Genomic DNA, 23,305 nt, shown 5'->3' with positions numbered 1-23,305 from the left:
CAGGCAGATGAGGAAGAGCCACCCCGTTCGGCGTGCCGTGCTCGCCGGGGCCGCCACCGTGTCCGGGATCGTGCTGCTGCTGTCGCTGAAACCGGCGTCCGACCCGGGCTCCGCCTCGGCGGCGGGCGGCGCGGCACCGCCCGTGGCCGCACAGTCGCCGCAGGGCGGCCGGGGCGCCGGGGCCGGCACGGTCACGGGTGACGCGGCCCGTACGCAGTACGGTCCCGTACAGGTCAGGGTCACCGTCAGCGGCGGGAAGATCACCGGGGCCGAGGCCGTGCAGGCCCCCAAGGGCGGGCAGAGCGACCAGGTCACCGCGGACGCGGTGCCCAAGCTCAACCGGGCGGCCGTCGCGGCCGGGAACGCCGACATCGACGCGGTCTCCGGCGCCACCTACACCAGCGCCGGGTACACGCAGTCCCTCCAGTCGGCCCTCGACAAGGCGGCCGCTGCCGCCGGATCCGCCGGGCGGGAGCCGAGTGGCTCCGGGGACGGCGCGGGCGGGGGCGGCGCCGGGCAGGGCACGCAGGTGCTCACCGGTGACGCCGCGCAGACCCAGTACGGAACCGTGCAGGTCAGGGTCACCGTCAGCGGCGGGAGGATCACGGACGCCGAGGCCCTCCAGGCGCCCAGGGGCGGCCGCAGCGACCAGGTCACCGCGGACGCCGTGCCCAAGCTCAACCGGGCGGCCGTCGCGGCCGGGAACGCCGACATCGACGCGGTCTCCGGCGCCACCTACACCAGCGCCGGGTACACGCAGTCCCTCCAGTCGGCGCTGGACCGGGCCGGTGGCTGACACCGGGGCCGGGTCCGCCGAGGCTCCCGCCGCGGTGCGTCACGTGGAGGAGGCGATGGGGACCGTCTTCTCCTTCGACGTCCGCGGCGGGGAACCCGCGGCCGTACGGGCGGCGCTGGACGCGGCGGTCGCGGAACTGCACCGGGCCGACGAGGTGTTCAGCACCTACCGGGACGGCAGCGAGGTCTCCCGCCTGGCACGCGGGGAGCTGGCCCTCGACGCGTGCGCGCCGGAGGTCGCCGAGGTGCTGGAGCTGGCGGCCGAGGCGGAGCGGGTGAGCGAGGGCTGGTTCAGCACGCGGTACCGGGGCCGGCTCGACCCGACGGGGATCGTCAAGGGCTGGGCCGTCGAGCGCGCCGCCCGGCGGATCACGGCGGCGGCCGGTGCCGGCGGGGTCAGCGTCAACGGGGGCGGGGACGTGCAGGTGCTCGGAACGCCGGGAACGGAGCGGCCCTGGCGGGTCGGTGTCTCCGACCCCCTGCGGCCGGGCGGGCTCGCGGCGGTCGTCTCGGCGGCGGGGGCGGCGGAACTGGCCGTGGCGACGTCCGGCTCCGCGGAACGGGGCGCGCACGTCGTCGACCCGCGCACCGGACTCTCGGCGGTGACCGACCTGTTGTCCGTGACGGTGGTGGCGCCCGGACTCACGTGGGCGGACTGCTGGGCGACGGCGGCGTTCGCGATGGGGGCGCGGGAGGGGCTGCGGTGGCTGGAGTCGCTGCCCGGCGTCGAGGGGCTGCTGATCACGGCGGGGGACGAGGTGCGGTGTACTGGAGGCTTGGCGGCGTGGCTGGGCTGACCCCGGCCGACGGGTGACCGGCGCCGCCGGGCAGACGTCCGTACGTGGGAGGAGCGCGGGATGGCGGAAGTGCGCGGTATCGAGGTCGTCGTGTGCGACGTGCTCGGCACCATGGTCAACGAACCGGGGGGACTGCGGGCCGCGTTGCGCGAGGCGGTGCCCGGCGCCGCCGGGGCGTCCGTCGACCGGTGGCTCACGGTGTGGCAGGAGCACGTCGAGCAGGAGACACGGCGCGTCAACGCCGGGGAACGGCCGTACGCCGACTCCGGGGTCATGGACCGCGAGGCGGCGGAGCGGGTCGCCGGGCACGCGGGGCTCACCGACGCGGACGCCGTCGCGCGGCTGGCCACCGCGGGGCGGCGCCTGGAGCCGTGGGACGACTCCGTCTCCGGACTCGCGCGGCTGGCCGAGCGCTTCCCGGTCGTGGGCCTGTCCAACGCCTCCCGCGCGACTCTCTTCCGCCTCAACGCACACGCCGGGCTGCGCTGGCACCAGGCCCTGTCAGCCGAGGACGCCCGCGCGTACAAGCCCGCGCCGGAGGTCTACCGGCTCGCCCTCACCGCGGCCGGCTGCCCGCCCGAGCGGGTGCTGATGGTCGCCGCCCACGCCTGGGACCTCCGCGGCGCCCGGGCCGTGGGGATGCGCACCGCCTACGTCGCACGCCCGGTCGGCGACCCGCCGAGGCCCACGGACGCCTTCGACTGGGCCGTGGACGGTCTGGACGAACTGGCCGCGGCGCTCACGGAGGGGTAGCGCCGCGCCCCCGCTCAGCCCCCGTTCTGGGCCAACCGCAGCAGATGATCCGCCAGGGCCTGCCCGCCCGCGGGCTCCCGGCTGATCAGCATCAGCGTGTCGTCGCCCGCGATCGTCCCCAGGATGTCGTGCAGCTCCGCCTGGTCGATCGCCGAGGCAAGGAACTGCGCCGCCCCCGGAGGGGTCCGCAGGACCACGAGGTTCGCCGACGCCTCCGCGGAGATCAGCAGCTCCGCGGAGAGCCGCCGCATCCGCTCCTCCTTGGCCGACTCCCCGAGCGGCGCCCGCGGGGTGCGGAAACCGCCCTCGCTGGGCACCGCGTAGATGAGGTCGCCGTCGGTGTTGCGGATCTTGACCGCGTTCAGCTCGTCCAGGTCCCGGGAGAGCGTCGCCTGGGTGACGGTGAGCCCGTCGTCGGCGAGCAGCTTCGCCAGCTGGCTCTGCGAGCGGACCGCCTGCCGGTTGAGGATGTCCACGATCCGGCGGTGGCGTGCGGTGCGGGTCTGCGGCAGGGCGGGCCCTGCCGTCTGCTCGTGCTCCTGCGCGTGGCTCATCGTCGTCTCATTCTCCGGATCGTCCGTCCCCGTGGGCCGTCTCGGCGGCCTGGTCAAGGATGCCGGGCAGCGCCCCGAGGAACGCCTCCACCACGTCGTCGCCGAGGTTCAGCGCGGGCATCAGCCGTACGACATCGGGCGCGGGCGCGTTCACCAGGATTCCGGCGTCCTGAGCCGCCTGCTGCACCTGGGCGGCGAGCGGCTCGGTGAGCACGATACCCAGGAGGAGTCCGGCGCCCCGGACGTGGGCGACCAGCGGGTGGCCCAGGCCCTCGACCCCGTCCCGGAGCTTCTCGCTCTGCCGCTTGACGTTGTCCAGCAGTCCCTCGTCGGCGATGGTGTCGAGGACGGCGAGTCCGGCGGCGCAGGCGACCGGGTTGCCGCCGAAGGTGGTGCCGTGGTGGCCGGGCCGGAGGAGGTCGGCGGCGCGGCCGAAGGCAACCGTCGCGCCCAGCGGCAGTCCGCCGCCGAGGCCCTTGGCGAGGGTGACGACGTCCGGCAGGACGCCCTCGTGGGCCTGGTACTCGAACCAGTGCCCGGTCCGGCCGACGCCGGTCTGCACCTCGTCCAGGACGAGCAGCGCACCGGTGGCGGCGGTGATGGCGCGGGCCGCCTTCAGGTAGCCGGGGGGCGGGACAACGACGCCGTTCTCGCCCTGGATCGGCTCGATGATCACCAGCGCCGTCTCCTCGGTGACCGCCGCGGCCAGCGCCTGCGGGTCGCCGTACGGCACGTGCGTGACGTCGCCGGGCAGCGGCAGGAACGGTTCCTGCTTGCCGGGCTGGCCGGTCAGGGCCAGGGCGCCCATGGTGCGGCCGTGGAAACCGCCCTCGGTGGCGACCATGTGCGGCCGTCCGGTCAGCCGGCCGATCTTGAAGGCGCCCTCGTTGGCCTCGGCGCCGGAGTTGCAGAAGTAGACCTTGCCGTCGCGGCCGAAGTGCTGGAGCAGCCGTTCGGCGAGGGCGACGGGCGGTTCGGCGATGAAGAGGTTGGAGACGTGGCCGAGGGAGGCGATCTGCCGGCTCACCGCTTCGACGACCGCCGGGTGGGCGTGCCCGAGCGCGTTGACCGCGATGCCGCCGACGAAGTCCAGGTACTCCTTGCCGTCGGCGTCCCAGAGCCGGGCGCCCTCGCCGCGCACCAGGGGCAGGCGCGGCGTGCCGTAGTTGTTCATGAGGGTGCCCTGCCACCGCTCGGTCAGCTCGGCGTTGCCCGCCGCTCCCGCGGCGGCCCCGGTGTTGCTCACGACTCCCCCTGTTCGTCCGGCACGACCATCGTGCCGATCCCCTCGTCGGTGAAGATCTCCAGCAGGATCGAGTGCTGGACCCGGCCGTCGATGACGCGGGCGGTGGTGACGCCGCCGCGCACGGCGTGCAGGCAGCCCTCCATCTTCGGCACCATGCCGCTGGAGAGGTCGGGCAGCAGTTTTTCCAGCTCGGACGCGGTGAGGCGGCTGATCACCTCGTCGGAGTTCGGCCAGTCCTCGTAGAGGCCCTCGACGTCGGTGAGGACCATGAGAGTCTCGGCGCCGAGCGCCGCAGCGAGTGCCGCAGCCGCCGTATCAGCATTGACGTTGTAGACATGGTGGTCGTCCTGGGAGCGGGCGATGGACGAGACGACCGGGATGCGGCCGTCGGCCAGCAGTGCCTCGATGGCGCCGGTGTCGATCTCGGTGATCTCGCCGACCCGGCCGATGTCGACGAGTTCGCCGTCGATCTCGGGCTGGTGCTTGGTGGCGGTGAGGGTGTGCGCGTCCTCGCCGGTGAGGCCGACGGCGAGCGGTCCGTGCTGGTTGAGCAGCCCGACCAGCTCCCGCTGCACCTGCCCGGCGAGCACCATCCGTACGACGTCCATGGCGTCCTCGGTGGTGACGCGCAGGCCGGCCTTGAACTCGCTGACGATGCCGTGCTTGTCGAGGGCGGCGCTGATCTGCGGTCCGCCGCCGTGCACGACGACGGGCTTGAGGCCGGCGTGGCGGAGGAAGACGACGTCCTGGGCGAAGGCGGCCTTGAGGTCCTCGTCGATCATGGCGTTGCCGCCGAACTTGATGACGACGGTCTTGCCGTGGTGCCGGGTCAGCCAGGGCAGCGCCTCGATGAGGATCTGGGCCTTGGGGAGCGCGGTGTGCTTCCGCGTGGGTGCGTTGCTCGTTCCGTTGCTCATGAGGAGTACGCGCTGTTCTCGTGGACGTAGTCGGCGGTGAGGTCGTTGGTCCAGATGGTGGCCGTGGCGTCGCCTGCGGCGAGGTCGGCGACGATGTGCACCTCGCGGTAGCGCATGTCGACCAGCTCGCGGTCCTCGCCGACGCCTCCGTTCTTGCAGACCCAGACGCCGTTGATGGCGACGTTCAACCGGTCGGGCTCGAAGGCCGCGTCGGTGGTGCCGATGGCGGAGAGCACGCGGCCCCAGTTGGGGTCCTCGCCGTGGATGGCGCACTTGAGCAGGTTGTTGCGGGCGATGGTGCGGCCCACCTGGACGGCCTCGTCCTCGGTCGCGGCGTTCACGACCTCGACCTTGATGTCCTTGCTGGCGCCCTCGGCGTCGCGGATGAGCTGCTGTCCGAGGTCGTCGCAGACCGTGCGGACGGCCTCGGCGAAGGCGTCGTACTCCGGGGTGACGCCGGAGGCGCCGGAGGCGAGCAGCAGCACGGTGTCGTTGGTGGACATGCAGCCGTCGGAGTCGACCCGGTCGAAGGTGACCTTGGTCGCGGCGCGCAGGGCGCGGTCCAGGGCCCCGGTCTCCAGGTCGGCGTCGGTGGTGATCACGACGAGCATGGTGGCGAGGCCGGGGGCGAGCATGCCCGCGCCCTTGGCCATGCCGCCGACGGTCCAGCCGTCCCTGCTGACGACCGAGGTCTTGTGCACGGTGTCGGTGGTCTTGATGGCGATGGCGGCCTTCTCGCCGCCGTGCTCGGAGAGCTGACCGGCGGCGGTCTCGACGCCCGGGAGCAGCTTGTCCATGGGCAGCAGCACCCCGATGAGCCCGGTGGAGCACACGGCGACCTCGCCCGCCCCGGTCCCGAGCACGTCGGCGACCTTCTCGGCCGTGGCGTGGGTGTCCTGGAAGCCCTTGGGGCCGGTGCAGGCGTTGGCGCCGCCGGAGTTGAGCACGACGGCGGTCAGCTCACCGCTCTTGAGCACCTGCTCGGACCACAGGACCGGCGCGGCCTTGACGCGGTTGGAGGTGAAGACGCCCGCGGCGGAGCGTCGGGGGCCGGTGTTGACCACGAGGGCCAGGTCGGGGTTGCCGCTCTCCTTGATCCCGGCGGTGATGCCCGCCGCCGTGAATCCCTTCGCTGCCGTCACGCTCACGGCGCAACTCCGATCGTCGTCAGTCCGGTGGTCTCGTCGAGACCGAGGGCGAGGTTCATGCTCTGGACGGCACCGCCCGCGGTGCCCTTGGCCAGGTTGTCGATGGCGCTGATCGCGATGATCCGGCCCGCGGCGGCGTCGTACGCGACCTGCACCTGGACGGCGTTGGAGCCGTACACGGAGGCGGTCGCGGGCCACTGTCCCTCGGGCAGCAGGTGCACGAAGGGCTCGTCGGCGAAGGCCTTCTCGTAGGCGGCGCGCACCGTCTCGGCGGTGACCCCGGGCTTCGCCTTCGCGGTGCAGGTGGCGAGGATGCCGCGCGGCATCGGGGCGAGGGTCGGGGTGAAGGAGACGGTGACGGGCTCCCCGGCGACCGCGCCGAGGTTCTGGATCATCTCGGGGGTGTGCCGGTGTCCGCCGCCGACGCCGTACGGCGACATGGAGCCCATGACCTCGCTGCCCAGCAGGTGCGGCTTGGCCGCCTTGCCCGCGCCGGACGTGCCGGAGGCGGCGACGATCACGGCCTCGGGCTCGGCCAGCGCCGCGGCGTACGCCGGGAAGAGGGCCAGGGACACCGCGGTGGGGTAGCAACCGGGTACCGCGATGCGCTTGGACCCCTCCAGCGCCGCGCGGGCACCCGGAAGTTCGGGGAGGCCGTAGGGCCAGGTACCGGCGTGCGGGGAGCCGTAGAACCGCTCCCAGTCACCAGCCTCCTTCAGCCGGAAGTCGGCGCCCATGTCGACGACGAGGACGTCCGGTCCGAGCTGCTCGGCGACGGCGGCGGACTGCCCGTGCGGCAGCGCGAGGAAGACGACGTCGTGCCCCGCGAGGACATCCGCCGTGGTCGGCTCCAGGACGCGGTCGGCCAGCGGCAGCAGGTGCGGCTGGAGCGCCCCCAGCCGCTGCCCCGCGTTGGAGTTGCCGGTCAGGGCGCCGATCTCGACCTCCGGGTGGGTCAGGAGCAGACGCAGCAGCTCACCGCCCGCATACCCGCTCGCTCCGGCCACCGCCGCACGTACCGCCATGGAAATACCCTCCTCCTAGAGAGCATGACTATACGTGTCGTTGCACGTTTATGCAACGCGCTGCGGCACGGCCCCGGGGTCCCGCCGCGGGCATCGGCTACCCTGCCCGCTTCCGAACCTTGAGGGCCGTGGGGGTGGACTGTGCGTTCGTGGATCGTCGGGCTGGTCGTGGGGCTGAGGTCGTGGCAGCGCGCCGCGCTCGTCGTGTCCCTGTGCGCCCTCGCACTCCCCCTGTGGTTCGCCGCGGGGAACACGGACCGGTACCGGCACGGACAGCCGGCCGTGACGGAGGGGTTCGTCGACTGCGAGTGGGACGGACCGTGCGAGGGCGCGTGGACGCTGGCGGACGGAGGCCGGGGCCGGGGCAGGATCGACGGCCTGGACTTCTACGCCGAGGAGGAGCTCGTCAAGAACATCCCGCTCTTCGGTGGCCGCGACTGGGCGGTCGCCGACCGCGGCACCCTGCTCCGCCACGCGGTGGCCCAGTACACGGTGGCTCCGGCCGGCGCGGCGCTCGTCATCTGGATCGCCCGGCGGCGCTCGAAGTACAACCAGGAGATGAGTGAGTTGATCAGGCGGTACCGCAGCCCTGCGCCTTGACGGCCTCCGCGATCCGCAGCGCCGCCTCGGCGGGCGTGAGGTGCGTGGTGTCGACGACCTCGGCCTCGGCGTGCAGCCAGGTGCGGGCGGCCTCGGCGTAGGGCTCGAGGTACTGGAGCCGGAACGGCGAGTTCGGCCCCAGTACGGTGTCCCCCGCGATGCGCCCCCGCAGGGTCTCCCGGTCGGCGTGGAGGACGAAGTGCCGTACGGGGACCCCGTGCGCGGCGAGGCCGCCCGCAATCTCCCTCCAGTACTCCTCGACCAGCACCGTCATCGGCATCACCAGGGTGCCCCCGGTGTAGTCGAGCACCCGGCGGGCGGTCTCGACGACGAGCGGCCGCCACGGCGCCCAGTGCTGGAAGTTGTCCGTGTCGGGCAGCCCCGGCGTGATGTCCATGAGCGTCTCGCCGACCTTCTCGGCGTCGAGCACACGGCTGTCCGGAAGCAGTTGCTGCACGAGTGCGGCGGTCGTCGTCTTGCCGGCCCCGTGGGTGCCGTTCAGCCATACGATCATGCGTCCCGAGGCTAGCGCCCGGACCGGCGACGCACACGGCTGTCGCCGGTCCGGGCCCCGGTCATCGCTGCCTGATCCGCAGGAAGGTCACCGAGTTCGCCGGGAAGGTGTACGTGAACTCGCTCGCCGCCCCAGAGAAGGTCGAGGTCACCGGGGTCACCGGTGCGTCCGTCTCGGTGTTGACCGCGTCCGGGCCGGCGGCCAGCGTGGTGACGCGGGCCCGGGGCGCGACCTCGGCGCCGCCGAGGTCGACGGCGGTGCGGGCGGCGGTGTCCTGGGCGTTGACGACCTTGACGATCAGCTCGCCGGTGCGGTCGTCGCGGGTGACGATCTGGCGGAACGGCTCGGCCGACTTGTCGTCGGTGAAGCTGCCCCATTCCTCGCCGTCGAGGTAGAGGGTGACCTGGCGGCCCCTGACCTTGACGTCGATGTCGTAGGCGCGGCCCGTCTCGATGGACCCGGCCTTGGACAGGAGCGTCGACTTGCCGCCGTCGGAGGCCTGCTCGACGGCGGACTGGGTGTTGTTCCAGCCGCCCAGGTTCCACCAGTAGTAGGTGCCGGTGTCCTTGACGCCGAAGGCGACGAGGAAGCCCTCCTTGCCGGACTTCTTCGTGGCCCTCACGTGCAGGTCGTAGTCGTGCCAGGCCGGGTCGCCCGCCGTGACCATGGTGTTCTCGGCGGCCGAGTCCGTCTGGACGTACTGGCCGTCCTGGACCGTCCAGCTGCCGGCGCCCGTGTGGGTCCACTGCGAGGCGTCGCCGGAGAAGTCGTCGGACAGGAGCGTCTCACCGTCGGCAGAGGTCACCCGCACGTCGTCGTACGCCGCGCCGGTCGCCCAGGTCGACAGGCCGACGGCGCCGGTGATGGGGCCGCTGACGGCGGGGGTGCCGGTGGCCGAGGAGGGGACGACGCGGTCGCCGGTGTTGTTCATGAACAGCTTCTGGACCTCGTAGTTGGCCGAGCCCCAGGACGCGTGGTTGTTGAACCAGATCAGGTCCGGGCTCCACTGCACGTAGTCCTCGTTGGACAGCAGCGGGGCGTAGGAGGCCAGCTTGACGACGTCGGCGTTGCGCTCCAGGCCGGTCATGAACGCGGCCTCGGCGAGGGCGTTCTTCCAGGCGTTGCCCTGGGAGGCGTACTCGCCGAGGAAGACCTTGGGGCCGTTCCGGTCGTAGGAGTCGTAGCGGTCGTTGTTCTGGAGGAACCACTGCGGGCTGTTGTAGTAGTGCTCGTCGACCATGTCGACGCCCGCGTCGCGGTTCAGCTGCCAGGCCGTGTCGAAGGTGGTGCCGGAGTCGTCGGGGCCGGAGTTGGAGACGACGGTGATGTCCGGGTACTCGGCCTCGATGGCGGCGCGGAACTGCTCGAAGCGGGCGAAGAACTCCTTGGGGAGGTTCTCCTCGTTGCCGACTTCCAGGTGGGTGAGGTGGAAGGGCTTGGGGTGGCCCATCTCGGCGCGCTTGCCGCCCCACTCGCTGGTGCGGGGGCCGTTGGCGAACTCGATGAGGTCCAGGGTGTCCTGGATGTGCCGCTTCAGCAGCGCGTCGTCGTCGACGGCCCGGTTCTGGCCGCAGCCGGTGACCAGGGCGGGGACGACGGGCAGCGGCATGGCGCCGATGTCCTCGGCGAAACGGAAGTACTCGTAGTAGCCGAGGCCGTAGCTCTGGTTGTAGCCCCAGAAGTTGGCGTTGGTGGCGCGCTCCTCGACCGGGCCGATCGTGTCCTTCCACTGGTAGGAGCGCTTGCGCTGCCAGCCGGAGTCCGCGCTGTAGTCCTCCATGGAGCCGGTGTTGACCAGGCAGCCGCCGGGGAAGCGCAGGAAGCCGGGGTCCAGGGCCTCGATCTTCTCGGCGAGGTCCTTGCGCAGGCCGTTCGGCTGGTGCCGGTAGGTGTCGCGCGGGAAGAGGGACACCATGTCGAGGGCCGCGGGGGCGGTGGTGGCGACGGCCAGGCGGCCGCGGTTGCTGGTGCGGGTCGCGGTGAAGGTGGCGGTGTACTTGCGCCACTTCCCCCTGGCGGCCACCTGGCGCACCTTCGCGAGCGGGCCCGCGGCGTCCCGCAGGGTGACGGCGAGGGTGGTGCCGTCGTCGGCGCGGGCCCAGACCGAGAAGTCGTACCTCTCGCCCTTCTCGACGTGGATGCCGGTGTTGTAGCCCGTGTTGGTCACGGTGGAGCCGGCGGCCAGGGAGAGGTAGTGGCGGTTGCGCTCGTTCAGCCGGCCGTCGTCGTTCAGCACCTCGGCCGGGCCGTCGGCCGTCCAGGCGGTGAGGGGTGTGTACGAGGCGTTGTCGGCGGTCGAGTACTCGAAGGACCGGTTCTGCACCAGCTCGGCGTACAGGCCGCCGTCGGCGGCGCGGTTGATGTCCTCGTAGAAGACGCCGTACATGGTGTCGTCGATCGCGGGGCCCCGGTCGGAGGGGTCGACGGTGATCGTGTAGTCGGCGACGGCCTCCGCGTGTGCCGGGGACGGCAGCAGGGCCGAGGCCGTCAGGAGGGCGGTGACGCTGAGACCGAGTCTCCAGCGGGTGCGTGACATGGATACTCCGCGGCTCTCACTAGGGGGCGTTCGAGTCGTAGCTGTTCGCGATGAGCTGTTCGGAATTAGCTGTTCGGGATATCGGACATTGGTCAGCACTTCGAACGGCAAGATAGGGAGGGGGACCAGGCGCGTCAATGGGTCGCGCGGCAACCCGTGGGCCGGAGTGGGAAAGCGAGTGGAAATGGGCGAGTTGTGGCCGGTGCCCGACGTACTGGCGTACCTCGCGGGGCACTGGCGCACCGAGCGGTCGGTGCGGGACCTGGCGAACGGCCTCGAGGGACGGTTCGAGGGGGTCACGGCGTTCGACGCGCTCGAGACCGGCGGGCTGATCGGCCGCGAGTCGGGCGCCTTCACCTGGCAGGGCGTGACGCGGCCCGCCGAGCGGACGCTGCGGTACGAACCGGGGAGCGGGCCGGGTCGCGCGGAGGTGCGCTTCGCGGACGGCCGCCCCTTCCACGGGCTGGATCTGACCTCGGGGCGTCATGTGGCCGATCACCCGTGCGCCGCCGACCTCTATCGCGGCGAGTTCACCGTGCGGGGCCCGGACCGCTGGCGGACGGTGTGGCGGGTGGGCGGACCGGCCAAGGACCTGCTGCTCACAACGGACTACCTCCGCCAGACGCCGGGTGCGTAGCCCCCTGGTCCGGCGCGCCCTCGAAGCGGAGGCTCCAACGGCCCGCGCGGCCGGTCACGGTGGTCGCCGACAGCGGGCGGACGTCCAGGTTCCAGTACGTTCCGGGCGGTGCCTTCAGCACGTAGACCAGCGCGGCCCGGATCACGGAGGGTTCGGCCACGGCGACGATGCGGTCGCCGTCGTCGCCGGGACGGGTGTCGAGCCAGCCGCCCACGCGGGTGATGAAGGCCAGCAGCGGCTCCCCGCCGTGCGGCGCCGACCGCGGATCGGCGAGCCAGGCGTCCACGGCCGCCGGTTCGCGGGCCATGGCCTCGCCGAGCGTCAGACCGCGCCACCGGCCCATGTCGCAGTCGCGCAGGGCGAGTTGGAGCAGCGGAGCGCAGCCGAGGGCGTCACCGGTGGCGCGGCTGCGGGGCGTGGGCGAGCAGTAGCGCAACTCGGCCGCCGCGAGCGGCCGGAGACGACCCGCGGCGTGCAGTACCTCGTCCCATCCGGCCTGGTCCAGCGGCCGCTCGTCGTCGAAGCGCTCCGCGAGCAGCGGTGAACTGCGTGCGGCCGCGACGAACGTGACCCGAAGCGCCATGCCGTGATGGTGGAGCGCGGAGGTGGGCAGGTCAAGGGGTGTTACCTGTGGGTCACCCAGGGTGTGCCCCGACTCACCGGCTGCTGGCCCGGGTCCGCGGCGTCCCGACCCGGGTCTCCGTCAGCCGCCCCACACCTCCAGGCAGGCGGTGCGCAGGCGGCGTACCCCCTCGGCGATCTCCCCGACGTTCGCGACCGCGGCGAAGCTCAGCCGGAAGTGGGCGGCCGGGGGTTCGGCGCTGAAGTACGGCCGGCCCGGGGTGATCGCGACGCCCGCGCGCAGGGCGGCCGCGGTCAGGGCGCTCTCGTCGGCGCCCTCCGGCAGGCGCGGCCACAGGTGGTAGCCGCCGGAGGGGACGTGCGCCAGGGAGACCTCGGGGAGACGCAGCCGCAGCGCGGAGGTCATCGCGTCCCGGCGGGCCTTCAACTCGGCGGAGACCGCGCGCAGGTGGCGCGGCCAGGCGGGCGAGCCGACGAGTTCCAGGGCCGCCTCCTGGAGCGGCCGGGGCACGAAGAAGGTGTCGACGACCTGGATGGCCCGCAGCCGCTCGAGCACCGGCCCGTGCGCGGCCAGGGCGCTCACCCGGAAGCTGGGCGAGGTGGCCTTGGTGAGCGAGCAGACGTGGACGACGACGCCGTCCGGGTCGTCGGCGGCGAGCGGGGCGGGCAGCGGGCCGGCGTCCTCGTGCACGAGCCGGCGCACGAAGTCGTCCTCCACGACGAAGGCACCGGCCGCCCGCGCGATGCGCAGCACCTCGCCGCGCCGCTCGGGGGCGAGCACGGCGCCGGTGGGGTTCTGGAACAGGGGCTGGCAGACGAAGACGCGGGCGCCGGTCGCCCGGAAGGCGTCGGCCAGCAGGGCGGGCCGCACACCGTCGGCGTCCACGGGGACGGGCACCGGGCGCAGGCCGGCCGCACGCGCGATGGCCAGCATGCCGGGGTAGGTCGGGGACTCGACGAGGACAGGGGTGCCGGGTGGGGCGAGGGCGCGCAGGGCGGTCGCCAGCGCGGACTGGCCGCCCGCGGTGATCAGCACCTCGGCCGCCGTGACGGCCCCGCCGATGCCCCGGGCGAACCACTCCCGCAGCTCCGGAAGCCCCTCCATCGGCGGCCGCCCCCAGGCTCCGGGGCGCCGCCCGGCCCGCGCCAGGGCGGCGGCCATGGCCCGCTCCGGTTGCAGGGAGGGGTGCAGATAGCCGCCGTTGAACTCCACGACACCGGGCGGCGGCGCGGCCAGCGAGACCAGTACGCCGGAGGCGTCCACGGAGCGCGGTACGAGGTCGGCGGCACCGTCGGCGCTCAGCGCGACCTCCTGCCAGGAGGTGTCCCCGGCGGGTACGGCCGAGGGGCGCGGCCGGGCGCGGAAGGCACCGGCGCCGGGCCGGGTGACGACCAGTCCCTCGGCGGCCAGCTGGGCCAGGGCGCGGGAGACCGTCACCGGGCTCACCCGGAACCGGTCGACGAGGGCGCGGCTGGACGGGAGCTTTCCGCCGGGTGAGTAGCGGTCCAGCTCGCGCCGCAACACGGCTGTCAGGTCAGCGACGCTGCTACGCTCTTGCATGAGAGCACAGAGTAGCGCTACCGCGCCTTCCCGGATAGCAGTCGGCGCCGCGGGCACCGACCCCGGCGGCAGGTCCTTCGGCACCGTCCAGGCCGCCCTCGGTGTCGTCGCGTTCTCCCTCACCTTCCCCGCCACCGCCTGGGGTCTGGAGGGCTTCGGGCCCTGGTCCCTGATCGCCGTGCGCAGCATCCTGGCCGCCGCGGTCGCCGGGGCCTGTCTGCTGGCCCTGCGGGTGGCACCGCCCGAGCGGCGGCACTGGCTCGGCCTGGCGGTGGTCGGCGCCGGGGTGGTGCTGGGCTTCCCGCTGCTGACCACGCTCGCGTTGCAGACGTCGACCACCGCGCATGCCGCCGTCGTGGTGGGCCTGCTCCCGCTGACCACCGCGCTGCTGTCCGCGCTGCGCATCGGCACCCGCCCCTCGCGCACCTTCTGGATCGCGGCCCTGGCGGGTGCCGCGGCGGTGATCGCCTTCACGGTGCAGCAGAGCGGCGGCGCGCTGACCTCGGCCGACGCCTACCTCTTCGCGGCGCTGCTGGTGTGCGCGGCCGGCTACACGGAGGGCGGCCGGCTGGCCCGGGTGATGCCGGGCTGGCAGGTCATCGGCTGGGCGCTGGTGCTGTGCCTGCCGGTGACCGTGCCGATGGCGGTGGTGGCGCTGTCGTACGAGCCGGTGCAGCTGACGGCGCACAGTGTGACCGGACTGCTGTGGGTGGCGATCGGCTCCCAGTTCCTCGGGCTGGTCGTCTGGTACCGGGGCATGGCGGCGATCGGCATCCCGAAGGCCAGCCAGTTGCAGCTGGCCCAGCCGCTGCTCACACTGGTGTGGTCGGTACTTCTCCTGGGCGAGCACCTGACGGTGGCCGCTCCGCTGACGGCCGCGGCGGTACTGGTGTGCATCGCGGTCACCCAGCGGGCCCGGGGCTGAGCGCGGCACACAGGTGAGGAGGCCTCACGGATGCATGCAACCAAGGGCGATCAGCTGGTCCAGCACGGCCGGGTGGTCGGTGAGCACGACAAGGTCGCGGAGATCGTCGAAGTCATGGGCGAAAAGGGCGGCCCCCCGTACCGGGTCCGGTTCGAGAACGGGCAGGAAGCCGTGTGCTCGCCCGGCCCCGACTCGGAGATCCGGCACCGGGAGGTCCAGCTCTGACGTCCGGCTCCGGCCCTGCCGTCACCGACGGTTCTCAGCGCGGGACGGCGGCCGGCTGCGTGTAGTGGTCGGCGGTCACCCGCGCCATGGCGCCGGCCCGGTCGTCGGCGACGTCCTTCGCGGAGAAGTAGACGTGTCCGCGGACCTCGGGGTACCGCGCGGCCAGCGCGAGGTGGCGGGAGAGTTCGGCCGGGTCCTGCCAGGCGGCGGGCTGGGCCGGGTCCCCGGACTTGTACAGCGCCTCACCCACGTACAGCCGGGTCCTGCTGCCCCTGGCCACGCCGGCCCACCAGGGCAGCAGCTTCGCGTAGTCGGCGCCGTCCAGGCCGATGTTCCAGTACAGCTGGGGCACGACGTAGTCGATCCATCCCTCGCGCACCCACGTGCGGGTGTCCGCGTACAGGTCGTCGTACGTCTGCACGCCCGCCCGGGTGTCCGAGCCGCGCGCGTCGGTGGCGGCGTTGCGCCACACGCCGAAGGGGCTGACGCCGAAGCGGGCGGCCGGGCGGACCTGCCTGACCCGCTGTGCGATCTCCCGCACCAGCCGGTCGACGTTGTCCCGCCGCCAGTCGGCCCTGGTGGCGAAGCCGGCGCCGAAGGTGCTGAAGGCCCCGCCGTCGGCGAAGTCCTGGCCGGCCACCGGATAGGGGTAGAAGTAGTCGTCGAAGTGGACCCCGTCCACCTCGTACCTCGCCACCGCGTCCATCATCGCGTCCTGCACGAAGGCCCGGACCTCGGGCAGCCCGGGGTTGTAGTAGAGCTGCCCGCCGTACGGCACCACCCAGCCGGGGTTCCTGCGTGCCGGGTGGGAGGAGACGAGGCGGTCCGGGTCGTCGTGAACGGCGACGCGGTACGGGTTGAACCAGGCGTGCAGTTGCAGGCCGCGCGCGTGGGCCTCCTTCACGGCCGTGCCCAGCGGGTCCCATCCGGGGTCGCGGCCCTGGCTGCCGGACAGGTACTGCGACCACGGCTCGTACGGCGAGGGCCACAGCGCGTCGGCCGACGGGCGCACCTGGAACATCACGGTGTTGAGGCGGTGCCGTACCGCGTTGTCGAGGTGTTCGATCAGCTCCGCGCGCTGCTCGGCGGCGCGCAGCCCCGCGCGGGTGGGCCAGTCCCGGTTGGCGACGGTGGCCAGCCACATCCCCCGCATCCCGGCGGCGGCGCTGTGCGAGGGCGCCGGCTTCGCGGACCCCGGGACCGCCGCCGACGCCTCGGGCGCCAGGGTGAACGCCGACAACGCCGCCACCGTGAAGGCACGGCGCGAGACACCGCCCATGGGTAGACCTCCTGAACGCTGCGGATCCGCGCGGTCACGGATCGTGTACGGGGCCTCAGGATGCACGACCCGGGAGACGGATCCGTGACCATTCGGGGGTAACGTGCTCGATCGGAGCAGGCGACGGGGACCCCGGCACGCCTGCTGCCAGCCGTGGAGTCAGCGAAAGGGACGATGTGACCGGCATCTCGGGAGATATCGCACGCGTCGGCGTGGTGGGCTGCGGTCAGATGGGGGCCGGCATCGCCGAGGTGTGCGCCCGCTCGGGTCTGGAGGTGATGGTCGCCGAGACCACCGGCGAGGCCCTGGAGATCGGCCGCACCCGGCTGTACAACTCGCTGGCCAAGGCCGCCGAGCGCGGGAAGATCTCCGAGGAGGAGCGGGACGCGACGCAGGCGCGCCTCAGCTTCACCACCGACCTCGGCGAGTTCGCCGACCGCGACCTGGTGATCGAGGCCGTCGTCGAGAACGAGCAGGTCAAGACCGAGATCTTCCAGGTGCTCGATCAGGTCGTGACCCGGCCGGACGCGATCCTGGCCTCCAACACCTCCTCGATCCCGCTGGTGAAGCTGGCGGTCGCCACCTCGCGGCCCGACCACGTCATCGGCATCCACTTCTTCAACCCGGCCCCGGTGCAGCAGCTCGTCGAGCTGATCCCGGCGCTCACCACCTCCGAGGGCACGCTCAGCCGGGCCCAGCTGTTCACCGAGAAGGTGCTCGGCAAGCACGCGATCCGCGCCCAGGACCGCTCCGGCTTCGTGGTCAACGCGCTGCTGATCCCGTACCTGCTCTCCGCGATCCGGATGTTCGAGTCGGGCATCGCCAGCCGCGAGGACATCGACAACGGCATGGAGATGGGCTGCGCCCACCCGATGGGCCCGCTGAAGCTGGCCGACCTGATCGGCCTGGACACGGTCGCCTCGGTGGCGTACTCGATGTACGAGGAGTACAAGGAGCCGCTGTACGCCGCTCCCCCGCTGCTCCAGCGCATGGTCGACGCGGGCCGCCTCGGCCGCAAGAGCGGCTCGGGCTTCTACGCCTACGGCTGATCGCGCCCGAGCCTGAGGTGGTGCAGGAGGAGCAGCGCGGCCGCCATGTTGGCGGCCGGGACCTCCCCGCGGGCGACGAGGTCGGGTACGAGCTTGAGGGGCACCCACTCCCGGCGGTCCGACTCGAAGTCGTCCACGGGGTGTCCCACGTACGTGCCCTCGTCGGCCCAGTAGACGTGGTGCCGGGCGTCGGTGAGTCCGTTGGACGGCTCCACACTCATCAGGTGGTGCAGCGGTCCGGGCCGCCAGCCGGTCTCCTCCTCGAGTTCCCTGGCCGCGGCCACCGCGACGTCCTCGCCGTCCTCGACGACGCCGGCCGCGAGTTCCCAGCCCCAGCTGTCGGTGATGAAACGGTGCCGCCACAGCAGCAGGACCTCGTCCGCCTCGTTCACGACGGTGGCCACGGCCACGGGGCGCATCCGTATCAGGAAGTGGTCGAGGTGCCGGCCGTCCGGCAGGACGACATCGGCCAGATTGACGCTGAACCAGCGATTTGAGTACACATTCTGTTCGCTCTGTTTCGTCCACTGCACGGTTCTGCCACCTTCCTCTGAGTTGGTGGCAATATCGCAGCAGTGGCTTGCGGACAGCAGGCGTACGCGGGCCGCTCAGGGCGCAGTGCGGGGCGCAGGGGGCGGCCGTCTACAGCGGGACGCGCAGCGCCCCGTCGATGAGTTCGGCGGCTTCGGCCGTGCCCGCGCAACCGCTGTTCACCAGGTGCTCGCGCACCGCGCGCAGCCGGTCGCGCAGCCGCTGGGACTCCATGCCCCGGGCCTGTTCGGCCATCCTCACCGCGGTGGCCACCGCCTTGTCGGCATGCCCCTGGCGCAGCTCGATGGTGCTGAGCATGGCGAGCCGGTGCACGCGCCCCCGGTCGTGCGCCGGGGTGTCGACGGCGGCCGCCGCGTGCTCCCCGGCCGCCGCGAGCTCACCGAGGCTCAGGAGCGCCTCCGCCACCTGGACGTTGACCAGTCCCGGCTGGACATAGCCGGTCTCGTCGGGCTCGTAGCCGCGCCGGATGCGCTCGGCGGCCTGCTCGGCCCGGCGGATGCAGGACAGCGCGCTGCCGCCGTCGCCCAGGTGCGCGTACGCCTTCGCCTGCATCGCGTACAGGTCGGAGGCGAGCGCCGGGGTGATGTGCCGGCCCGCGGCACGCAGCGCGGCCTCGGCGAAGGCGACGGCCTGCCGGTACTCCCGCATGTACAGCGCCTGGTTGACCAGCAGCGCGATGACGTAGGCGCCGAGCCCCCTGTCGCCGCTGGCCTTGGCGAGGCGCAGCGCCTGGTGGAAGTAGCGCTGGGCGAGGCCGTGCGCGTCGGAGTCGTACGCGCAGATCCCGGCGACGGCCACAAGACCCCCGGTGGCCCGGTGCAGCTGCCGTCCGGTCGCGTCGGTGTAGCTGCCGCGCAGCAGCGGCGCGGCCTCGGAGTTGAGGAAGCCGACGATGCGGGCGCGGGTCGCGATGCCGCCTGCCTTGCGGTACATCTGCTCGTAGTGCGTACGGGCGCAGCGCACCGTCTCCAGGTCGGCCGCGGTGACCCGGTGCCGTCCGCCGCGGGAGACGTCGGTGTCCTCGGGCGGGTTCTCCCACTCCCAGACCGGCAGCACGGCGGGCGTGCCGGTGAGGGCCGGGGCGCCGAGGAGGTGCGGGCGCTGCTGCTGGTCGGAGCGCCACAGGGCGGTCGCGCGCTCCACGAAGCCGGACAGCGAGCCGGTGTGCGGGGCGGCGGGTTCGCCGGGCACGCCGAGGCCGATGTCGTCGAGGGTGACCGGGCGGTGCAGGCGGGAGGCGAGGACCTCGCAGATCAGGTCGGGCACCTGGCCGCGCGGCCGCTGCCCCTTCAGCCATCGTGCGACGGCGGTGTGCTCGTACCTCAGTGCGAGCCCGCGTGCCCGTCCCGCCTGGTTGACGTGTGCGGCCAGTCCCGCGTGCGAGATCCCGGCCTCGTCGAGGATCGCGTCGAGCAGGGTGTTGGGCTGCATGGTGCCCCCCGGTGAATCGGTGCCGACAGCGTAGTGCGTCGGGGTTCACACGGGGTGTGAACGGAGTGCGCGCATCCGCAGCGTGTGCGCGCTGTCGCGGAGAGTTCCGGGCCGGTTGACTGAAGGGCCTCGAAAGAGGCCGGCCGGGCCGCCGGCTCCCCCTCGTACAGTGCGGCGGCCCGTATCCACGCCGTCCGCCCGGCTGCCTGCCCGACACTCCGTGGCGGGGCGGACGGCTCCGCCGGCTTCGCGGAGCGGCCGATCGCCGTTCGGTGTGCGGGTGCGCTGTCGGCTGCGGGTGCGTTGTGGCTGGTCGCGCCCACGCGGCGGAGCCGCACATGTCACAGCCCCGCGCCCCTGAAAAGCAAGGCACGTTGCGCTGACGTCCCTCAAGGGGCGCGGGGACCGCGCGACCGGCCACCGACTGCCCGCAGTCGCCGAACCGGCACAAACCCCACGCCCCTTGGGCGAACCGTCAGCTCCGGAGCGCTGCTCCGACCCGCTCGCCCGCGAGGGCGACCGCCGCATCCCGCGCGGCCGACGCCTCGTCGACCGTCAGCGTCCGGTCCCCCGCGCGGAAGCGCAACGCGTACGCGAGGGACTTGCGCCCCTCACCGAGCTGCTCCGCGTTGTCGTACACGTCGAACAGCCGGATGGACTCGAGGAGTTCACCCGCGCCCTCGCGCAGCGCCGCCTCGACGTCCGCCGCCGGTACGAACTCGTCGACCACGAGGGCGACATCCTGCGTCGCGACCGGGAAGGTCGAGATGCCCGGCGCCTGCGGGGTGTCCTCGCCGACCCGCTCCACGGCGTCGAGGTCCAGCTCCATCGCGCAGGTGCGCGCGGGCAGGCCCAGCGTCTTCAGGACCCGCGGGTGCAGCTCACCCGCGTGCCCGATCACGCGCTCCTCGCCGTCCACGGTGACCGTCAGCTCGGCGCAGCGGCCCGGGTGCCAGGGACCGTACTGGCCCTTGCGCGTGCCCAGTTCGGCGCCGGCCTCGCGGGCGACGGTCCGGGCGGACTCGACCGCGTCGGCCCAGTCGGCCGGGCGGCCCTTGCCCCACCAGCCGGCCTGCTCGCGGGCGCCGGCCAGGACCACGGCGACGTGCCGGGGCTGGTCGGGCAGCGCGGCGTCCAGCGCGGCGAGGTCGTCCTCGCCGGGGCGACGGTCGACGGGCAGGTTGCCGGCGACCCGCTGCTCGTCGCGCGGGTGGAAGACCAGGCCGGTCTCGAAGAGGGCCAGGTCGTGCGCGCCCCGGCCGTCGTTGCGCCGCAGCGCCGCGAGCAGGCCCGGCAGCAGCGAGGTGCGCAGCGCGGGCTCCTCGTCGCTGAGCGGGTTGACCAGCTTGACGACGCGGCGGGCCGGGTCGTCGGCGTCGAGGCCGAGCTGGTCGAAGACCTGCTCGCCGACGAACGGGTAGTTCAGCGCCTCGACGTACCCGGCACCGGCCAGGGCGCGCCCGACGCGGCGGTGCAGCCGCTGGCGAGCGGTGAGGCCGCGGCCGGCCGGGGGCCGGGGCAGCGTGGAGGGCAGGTTCTCGTAGCCCTCCAGGCGGATGACCTCTTCGGCGAGGTCGTTCGGGTCGGTGAGGTCGGGCCGCCAGGACGGCACGGTGACGATCAGCTCGTCCTGACCGTAGACGTCGCAGCCGACCTCCTGGAGGCGCCGTACGACGGTCTCGCGGCCGTACGCCACGCCCGCGACCTTGTCCGGGTGGTCGGCCGCCAGGGTGATCGTGTGCGGCACGGGCGGGGCGCTGATCTCGGTGACCCCGGACTCGGCGGTGCCGCCCGCGAGCAGCACGAGGAGGTCGACGGTGCGCTGCGCGGCAGCGGCGGCGGCCTGCGGGTCGACGCCGCGCTCGAAGCGGCGGGAGGCCTCGGAGGACAGCTTGTGCCGGCGGGCGGTGCGCGCGATGGACACCTGGTCGAAGTGGGCGGCCTCGATGACCACGTCACTCGTCGTGTTCCCACCGTTCTCGGCGGCGTCGTGGTCGGCGATCTCCGTGTTGGCGCCGCCCATGACCCCCGCGAGGCCGATCGGGCCGCGGTCGTCGGTGATGACCAGGTCCTCGGCGTGCAGCTTCCGCTCGGTGCCGTCGAGGGTGACGATCTTCTCGCCCTCCGCGGCCCGGCGTACGCCGATGGTGCCCTGGACCAGTGAGCGGTCGTAGGCGTGCAGGGGCTGGCCCAGCTCCATCATCACGTAGTTGGTGACGTCGACGGCGAGGGAGATCGGGCGCATGCCGACCTTCTGGAGCCGCCGCTGGAGCCAGATCGGGGAGCGCGCCTCGGCGCTGAGGCCGGTCACGGTGCGGGCGGTGAAGCGGTCGCAGCCGGTGGGGTCGGCGATCTTCACCGGGTAGCCGTAGGCGTTGGGACCGGGCACGTCGAGCAGGGCCGGGTCGCGCAGCGGCAGGCCGTAGGCGATGGCGGCCTCGCGGGCGACGCCGCGGATGGACAGGCAGTCGCCGCGGTTGGCGGTGACGGCGATGTCCAGCACCTCGTCGACCAGCTCGAGCAGCTCGATGGCGTCCTTGCCGACCTCGGTCTCCGGCGGCAGCACGATGATGCCGTGGGTGCCGTCGTCGCCCATGCCCAGCTCGTCGCTGGAGCAGATCATGCCGTGGGACGTCTTGCCGTACGTCTTGCGGGCGCTGATCGAGAAGCCGCCGGGCAGGGTGGCGCCGGGCAGGACCACGACGACCTTGTCGCCGACGGCGAAGTTCCGGGCACCGCAGACGATCTCCTGCGGCTCACCGGTGCCGTTGGCCTGCCCGACGTTCACCGTGCAGAAGCGGATCGGCTTCTTGAAGCCCTCCAGCTCCTCGATGGTCAGCACCTGGCCGACGACGAGGGGGCCCTTGAGGTCGGCGCCCAGGTGCTCGACGGTCTCGACCTCCAGACCGGCCGAAATCAGCTTGGCCTGCACGTCGCGGCCGGTCTCGGTGGCCGGCAGGTCGACGTACTCCCGCAGCCAGGAAAGCGGGACCCGCATCAGATCTCCATCCCGAACGGCCGGGTGAACCGGACGTCACCCTCGACCATGTCTCGCATGTCCTCGACGTTGTGGCGGAACATCAGCATCCGCTCGATGCCGAACCCGAAGGCGAAGCCGCTGTACTTCTCGGGGTCGACGCCGCAGGCGGTGAGCACCCGCGGGTTGACCATGCCGCAGCCGCCCAGCTCGATCCAGCCCTCGCTGGAGCAGGTGCGGCAGGGCCGGTCGGGGTTGCCGACGGACGCGCCCTTGCAGACGTAGCAGAGCATGTCCATCTCGGCGGACGGCTCGGTGAAGGGGAAGAAGTTCGGCCGCAGCCGGGTCTTCATCTCCGCGCCGAACAGCGACTGGACCATGTGGTCCAGGGTGCCCTTGAGGTCCGCCATGGTCAGGCCCTCGTCGACGGCGAGCAGCTCGACCTGGTGGAAGACGGGGGTGTGCGTGGCGTCCAGCTCGTCGGTGCGGTACACGCGGCCGGGGCAGATCACGTAGACCGGCAGCTCGCGGGTGAGCGCGGAGCGGATCTGCACGGGCGAGGTGTGGGTGCGCAGCACGACGCCGGACTCGGAGCCGCCGTCGGGGCCCTGGACGAAGAAGGTGTCGGCCTCGCCGCGGGCGGGGTGGTCCGGGCCGATGTTGAGGGCGTCGAAGTTGAACCACTCGGCCTCGGCCTCGGGGCCCTCGGCGACCTCGTAGCCCATGGCGACGAAGACGTCCTCGATGCGCTCGGAGAGCGTGGTGAGCGGGTGGCGGGCGCCGGCCGGTACGCGGTCGTAGGGCAGCGTGACGTCCACGGCCTCCTCGACCAGGACGCGCGCGTCGCGCTCGGCCTCCAGCTCCGCCTGGCGGGCCGCGAGCGCCTTGTTCACGGCGCCGCGGGCCATGCCGACGCGCTTGCCGGCCTCGGCCTTGGCCTGCGGGGGCAGGGCGCCGATCTCGCGGTTGGCCAGCGACAGCGGGGAGGTGCCGCCGGTGTGGGCGACCTTGGCCTCCTGGAGCGCGTCGAGGGAGTCCGCGGCGGCGAAGGCGGCGAGCGCCTCGTCCCGCATGCGCTCGATCTCTTCCGGTTTCAACGCCTCGACCTCGACAGGGTCGTACGACTTATTCGGTGCCGACATCTCTTCCCGTGCTTCCGATTGGCTGGCTGGGACGCCCCGTCTACGGTCCTCGGACGCGGC

General features: G+C 72.9%; 22 protein-coding genes. 8 read left to right on the top strand and 14 right to left on the bottom strand.

All coding sequences use genetic code 11. The annotated features are described in order from the left end of the window. Positions 1-7 precede the first annotated feature (7 nt). From Sco07f_RS24870 to Sco07f_RS24860, 3 genes are read left to right on the top strand one after another with little or no spacing between them, the layout of a single operon-like run. Positions 8-796 carry an FMN-binding protein gene (locus Sco07f_RS24870; protein WP_167468213.1) on the top strand — a complete coding sequence of 263 codons (789 nt, stop codon included), beginning with the start codon at positions 8-10 and terminating at the stop codon, positions 794-796. A 55-nt stretch (positions 797-851) separates the two neighbouring features. Next, complete coding sequence (locus tag Sco07f_RS24865; RefSeq protein ID WP_108989327.1) at positions 852-1,592, top strand: FAD:protein FMN transferase; 741 nt, start codon at positions 852-854, stop codon at positions 1,590-1,592. Between the two features lie 60 nt (positions 1,593-1,652). Then, the gene (locus Sco07f_RS24860; protein WP_108989244.1) at positions 1,653-2,345 is read left to right on the top strand and encodes a haloacid dehalogenase type II; all 693 of its coding nucleotides are present in this window, start codon (positions 1,653-1,655) and stop codon (positions 2,343-2,345) included. A gap of 14 nt (positions 2,346-2,359) precedes the next feature. Here Sco07f_RS24860 and Sco07f_RS24855 read toward each other — a convergent pair whose 3' ends face one another. Genes Sco07f_RS24855 through argC form a run of 5 tightly spaced genes read right to left on the bottom strand, consistent with a single transcriptional unit; the run spans position 2,360 to position 7,235 of the window. After that, positions 2,360-2,899: an arginine repressor gene (locus Sco07f_RS24855; protein ID WP_007447727.1), complete on the bottom strand. Its 540-nt coding sequence runs from the start codon at positions 2,897-2,899 to the stop codon at positions 2,360-2,362. A gap of 7 nt (positions 2,900-2,906) precedes the next feature. Then, positions 2,907-4,145: an acetylornithine transaminase gene (locus tag Sco07f_RS24850; RefSeq protein ID WP_108989243.1), complete on the bottom strand. Its 1,239-nt coding sequence runs from the start codon at positions 4,143-4,145 to the stop codon at positions 2,907-2,909. Further along, positions 4,142-5,062: an acetylglutamate kinase gene (gene argB / locus Sco07f_RS24845; RefSeq protein ID WP_087791901.1), complete on the bottom strand. Its 921-nt coding sequence runs from the start codon at positions 5,060-5,062 to the stop codon at positions 4,142-4,144. The genes Sco07f_RS24850 and argB overlap by 4 nt, the downstream gene beginning before the upstream one ends. After that, complete coding sequence (gene argJ, locus Sco07f_RS24840; protein ID WP_087791899.1) at positions 5,059-6,210, bottom strand: bifunctional glutamate N-acetyltransferase/amino-acid acetyltransferase ArgJ; 1,152 nt, start codon at positions 6,208-6,210, stop codon at positions 5,059-5,061. Before argJ ends, argB begins: the two co-directional genes overlap by 4 nt. Beyond that, positions 6,207-7,235 (bottom strand): N-acetyl-gamma-glutamyl-phosphate reductase, encoded by a 1,029-nt coding sequence (gene argC, locus Sco07f_RS24835; RefSeq protein WP_108989242.1) that lies wholly within the window; start codon positions 7,233-7,235, stop codon positions 6,207-6,209. Before argC ends, argJ begins: the two co-directional genes overlap by 4 nt. A gap of 141 nt (positions 7,236-7,376) precedes the next feature. On the opposite strand from argC, the gene Sco07f_RS24830 reads away from it, so the two are divergent. Beyond that, positions 7,377-7,835 (top strand): hypothetical protein, encoded by a 459-nt coding sequence (locus Sco07f_RS24830; protein ID WP_244942144.1) that lies wholly within the window; start codon positions 7,377-7,379, stop codon positions 7,833-7,835. On the opposite strand, the gene Sco07f_RS24825 is transcribed toward Sco07f_RS24830, so the two are convergent. Further along, positions 7,807-8,349 carry a P-loop nucleotide/nucleoside kinase family protein gene (locus Sco07f_RS24825; RefSeq protein WP_087791895.1) on the bottom strand — a complete coding sequence of 181 codons (543 nt, stop codon included), beginning with the start codon at positions 8,347-8,349 and terminating at the stop codon, positions 7,807-7,809. The genes Sco07f_RS24830 and Sco07f_RS24825 overlap by 29 nt on opposite strands. Before the next feature lie 61 nt (positions 8,350-8,410). Continuing rightward, entirely contained in the window at positions 8,411-10,885 is a 2,475-nt protein-coding gene (locus tag Sco07f_RS24820) for an alpha-L-arabinofuranosidase family protein (protein WP_108989241.1), read from the bottom strand. 184 nt (positions 10,886-11,069) lie between these two features. On the opposite strand from Sco07f_RS24820, the gene Sco07f_RS24815 reads away from it, so the two are divergent. Continuing rightward, positions 11,070-11,522, top strand: a complete 453-nt coding sequence (locus Sco07f_RS24815) for a DUF6314 family protein (protein WP_007447754.1) — start codon at positions 11,070-11,072, stop codon at positions 11,520-11,522. Here Sco07f_RS24815 and Sco07f_RS24810 read toward each other — a convergent pair. Then, positions 11,485-12,105, bottom strand: a complete 621-nt coding sequence (locus tag Sco07f_RS24810; RefSeq protein ID WP_108989240.1) for a histidine phosphatase family protein — start codon at positions 12,103-12,105, stop codon at positions 11,485-11,487. The genes Sco07f_RS24815 and Sco07f_RS24810 overlap by 38 nt on opposite strands. A 120-nt stretch (positions 12,106-12,225) precedes the next feature. Further along, positions 12,226-13,665 (bottom strand): aminotransferase-like domain-containing protein, encoded by a 1,440-nt coding sequence (locus Sco07f_RS24805; protein ID WP_167468212.1) that lies wholly within the window; start codon positions 13,663-13,665, stop codon positions 12,226-12,228. Here Sco07f_RS24805 and Sco07f_RS24800 point away from each other — a divergent pair. Both Sco07f_RS24800 and Sco07f_RS24795 read left to right on the top strand, forming a co-directional pair. After that, positions 13,664-14,590, top strand: a complete 927-nt coding sequence (locus Sco07f_RS24800; protein WP_108989238.1) for a DMT family transporter — start codon at positions 13,664-13,666, stop codon at positions 14,588-14,590. The two genes, Sco07f_RS24805 and Sco07f_RS24800, sit on opposite strands and share 2 nt — an antisense overlap. A 30-nt stretch (positions 14,591-14,620) precedes the next feature. Further along, entirely contained in the window at positions 14,621-14,815 is a 195-nt protein-coding gene (locus Sco07f_RS24795) for a DUF1918 domain-containing protein (RefSeq protein ID WP_007447756.1), read from the top strand. Between the two features lie 34 nt (positions 14,816-14,849). Here Sco07f_RS24795 and Sco07f_RS24790 read toward each other — a convergent pair whose 3' ends face one another. After that, complete coding sequence (locus Sco07f_RS24790; protein WP_108989237.1) at positions 14,850-16,094, bottom strand: glycoside hydrolase family 10-like protein; 1,245 nt, start codon at positions 16,092-16,094, stop codon at positions 14,850-14,852. Between the two features lie 176 nt (positions 16,095-16,270). On the opposite strand from Sco07f_RS24790, the gene Sco07f_RS24785 reads away from it, so the two are divergent. Beyond that, on the top strand, positions 16,271-17,143 hold the full coding sequence (locus Sco07f_RS24785; protein ID WP_007447757.1) for a 3-hydroxybutyryl-CoA dehydrogenase: 873 nt from the start codon (positions 16,271-16,273) through the stop codon (positions 17,141-17,143). On the opposite strand, the gene Sco07f_RS24780 is transcribed toward Sco07f_RS24785, so the two are convergent. The 4 genes from Sco07f_RS24780 to pheS form a co-directional block, all read right to left on the bottom strand. After that, positions 17,134-17,676, bottom strand: a complete 543-nt coding sequence (locus Sco07f_RS24780; RefSeq protein WP_007447746.1) for an NUDIX hydrolase — start codon at positions 17,674-17,676, stop codon at positions 17,134-17,136. The two genes, Sco07f_RS24785 and Sco07f_RS24780, sit on opposite strands and share 10 nt — an antisense overlap. Before the next feature lie 109 nt (positions 17,677-17,785). After that, the gene (locus Sco07f_RS24775; RefSeq protein ID WP_108989236.1) at positions 17,786-19,126 is read right to left on the bottom strand and encodes an NsdA family TPR-like regulatory protein; all 1,341 of its coding nucleotides are present in this window, start codon (positions 19,124-19,126) and stop codon (positions 17,786-17,788) included. Between the two features lie 475 nt (positions 19,127-19,601). Further along, the gene (gene pheT / locus Sco07f_RS24770) at positions 19,602-22,124 is read right to left on the bottom strand and encodes a phenylalanine--tRNA ligase subunit beta (protein ID WP_108989235.1); all 2,523 of its coding nucleotides are present in this window, start codon (positions 22,122-22,124) and stop codon (positions 19,602-19,604) included. Further along, a complete protein-coding gene (pheS, locus tag Sco07f_RS24765) occupies positions 22,124-23,245 on the bottom strand; it encodes a phenylalanine--tRNA ligase subunit alpha (protein WP_108989234.1) in 1,122 nt (373 codons plus the stop codon). The genes pheT and pheS overlap by 1 nt, the downstream gene beginning before the upstream one ends. Positions 23,246-23,305: the final 60 nt, after the last annotated feature.

The organism is Streptomyces coelicoflavus, from assembly GCF_003112555.1.
Classification (GTDB): domain Bacteria; phylum Actinomycetota; class Actinomycetes; order Streptomycetales; family Streptomycetaceae; genus Streptomyces; species Streptomyces coelicoflavus.
This window is presented reverse-complemented; position numbering and strand designations above follow the sequence as displayed.

Coding starts and splice junctions, on each gene's coding strand:
- Sco07f_RS24800 (WP_108989238.1), top strand. CDS start 13,664: ATGAGAGCACAGAGTAGCGCTACCGCGCCTTCCCGGATAGCAGTCGGC.
- Sco07f_RS24870 (WP_167468213.1), top strand. CDS start 8: ATGAGGAAGAGCCACCCCGTTCGGCGTGCCGTGCTCGCCGGGGCCGCC.
- Sco07f_RS24855 (WP_007447727.1), bottom strand. CDS start 2,899: ATGAGCCACGCGCAGGAGCACGAGCAGACGGCAGGGCCCGCCCTGCCG.
- Sco07f_RS24825 (WP_087791895.1), bottom strand. CDS start 8,349: ATGATCGTATGGCTGAACGGCACCCACGGGGCCGGCAAGACGACGACC.
- pheS (WP_108989234.1), bottom strand. CDS start 23,245: ATGTCGGCACCGAATAAGTCGTACGACCCTGTCGAGGTCGAGGCGTTG.
- Sco07f_RS24865 (WP_108989327.1), top strand. CDS start 852: ATGGGGACCGTCTTCTCCTTCGACGTCCGCGGCGGGGAACCCGCGGCC.
- Sco07f_RS24860 (WP_108989244.1), top strand. CDS start 1,653: ATGGCGGAAGTGCGCGGTATCGAGGTCGTCGTGTGCGACGTGCTCGGC.
- argB (WP_087791901.1), bottom strand. CDS start 5,062: ATGAGCAACGGAACGAGCAACGCACCCACGCGGAAGCACACCGCGCTC.
- Sco07f_RS24820 (WP_108989241.1), bottom strand. CDS start 10,885: ATGTCACGCACCCGCTGGAGACTCGGTCTCAGCGTCACCGCCCTCCTG.
- Sco07f_RS24790 (WP_108989237.1), bottom strand. CDS start 16,094: ATGGGCGGTGTCTCGCGCCGTGCCTTCACGGTGGCGGCGTTGTCGGCG.
- argC (WP_108989242.1), bottom strand. CDS start 7,235: ATGGCGGTACGTGCGGCGGTGGCCGGAGCGAGCGGGTATGCGGGCGGT.
- Sco07f_RS24805 (WP_167468212.1), bottom strand. CDS start 13,665: ATGCAAGAGCGTAGCAGCGTCGCTGACCTGACAGCCGTGTTGCGGCGC.
- Sco07f_RS24810 (WP_108989240.1), bottom strand. CDS start 12,105: ATGGCGCTTCGGGTCACGTTCGTCGCGGCCGCACGCAGTTCACCGCTG.
- Sco07f_RS24795 (WP_007447756.1), top strand. CDS start 14,621: ATGCATGCAACCAAGGGCGATCAGCTGGTCCAGCACGGCCGGGTGGTC.
- Sco07f_RS24775 (WP_108989236.1), bottom strand. CDS start 19,126: ATGCAGCCCAACACCCTGCTCGACGCGATCCTCGACGAGGCCGGGATC.
- Sco07f_RS24815 (WP_007447754.1), top strand. CDS start 11,070: ATGGGCGAGTTGTGGCCGGTGCCCGACGTACTGGCGTACCTCGCGGGG.
- pheT (WP_108989235.1), bottom strand. CDS start 22,124: ATGCGGGTCCCGCTTTCCTGGCTGCGGGAGTACGTCGACCTGCCGGCC.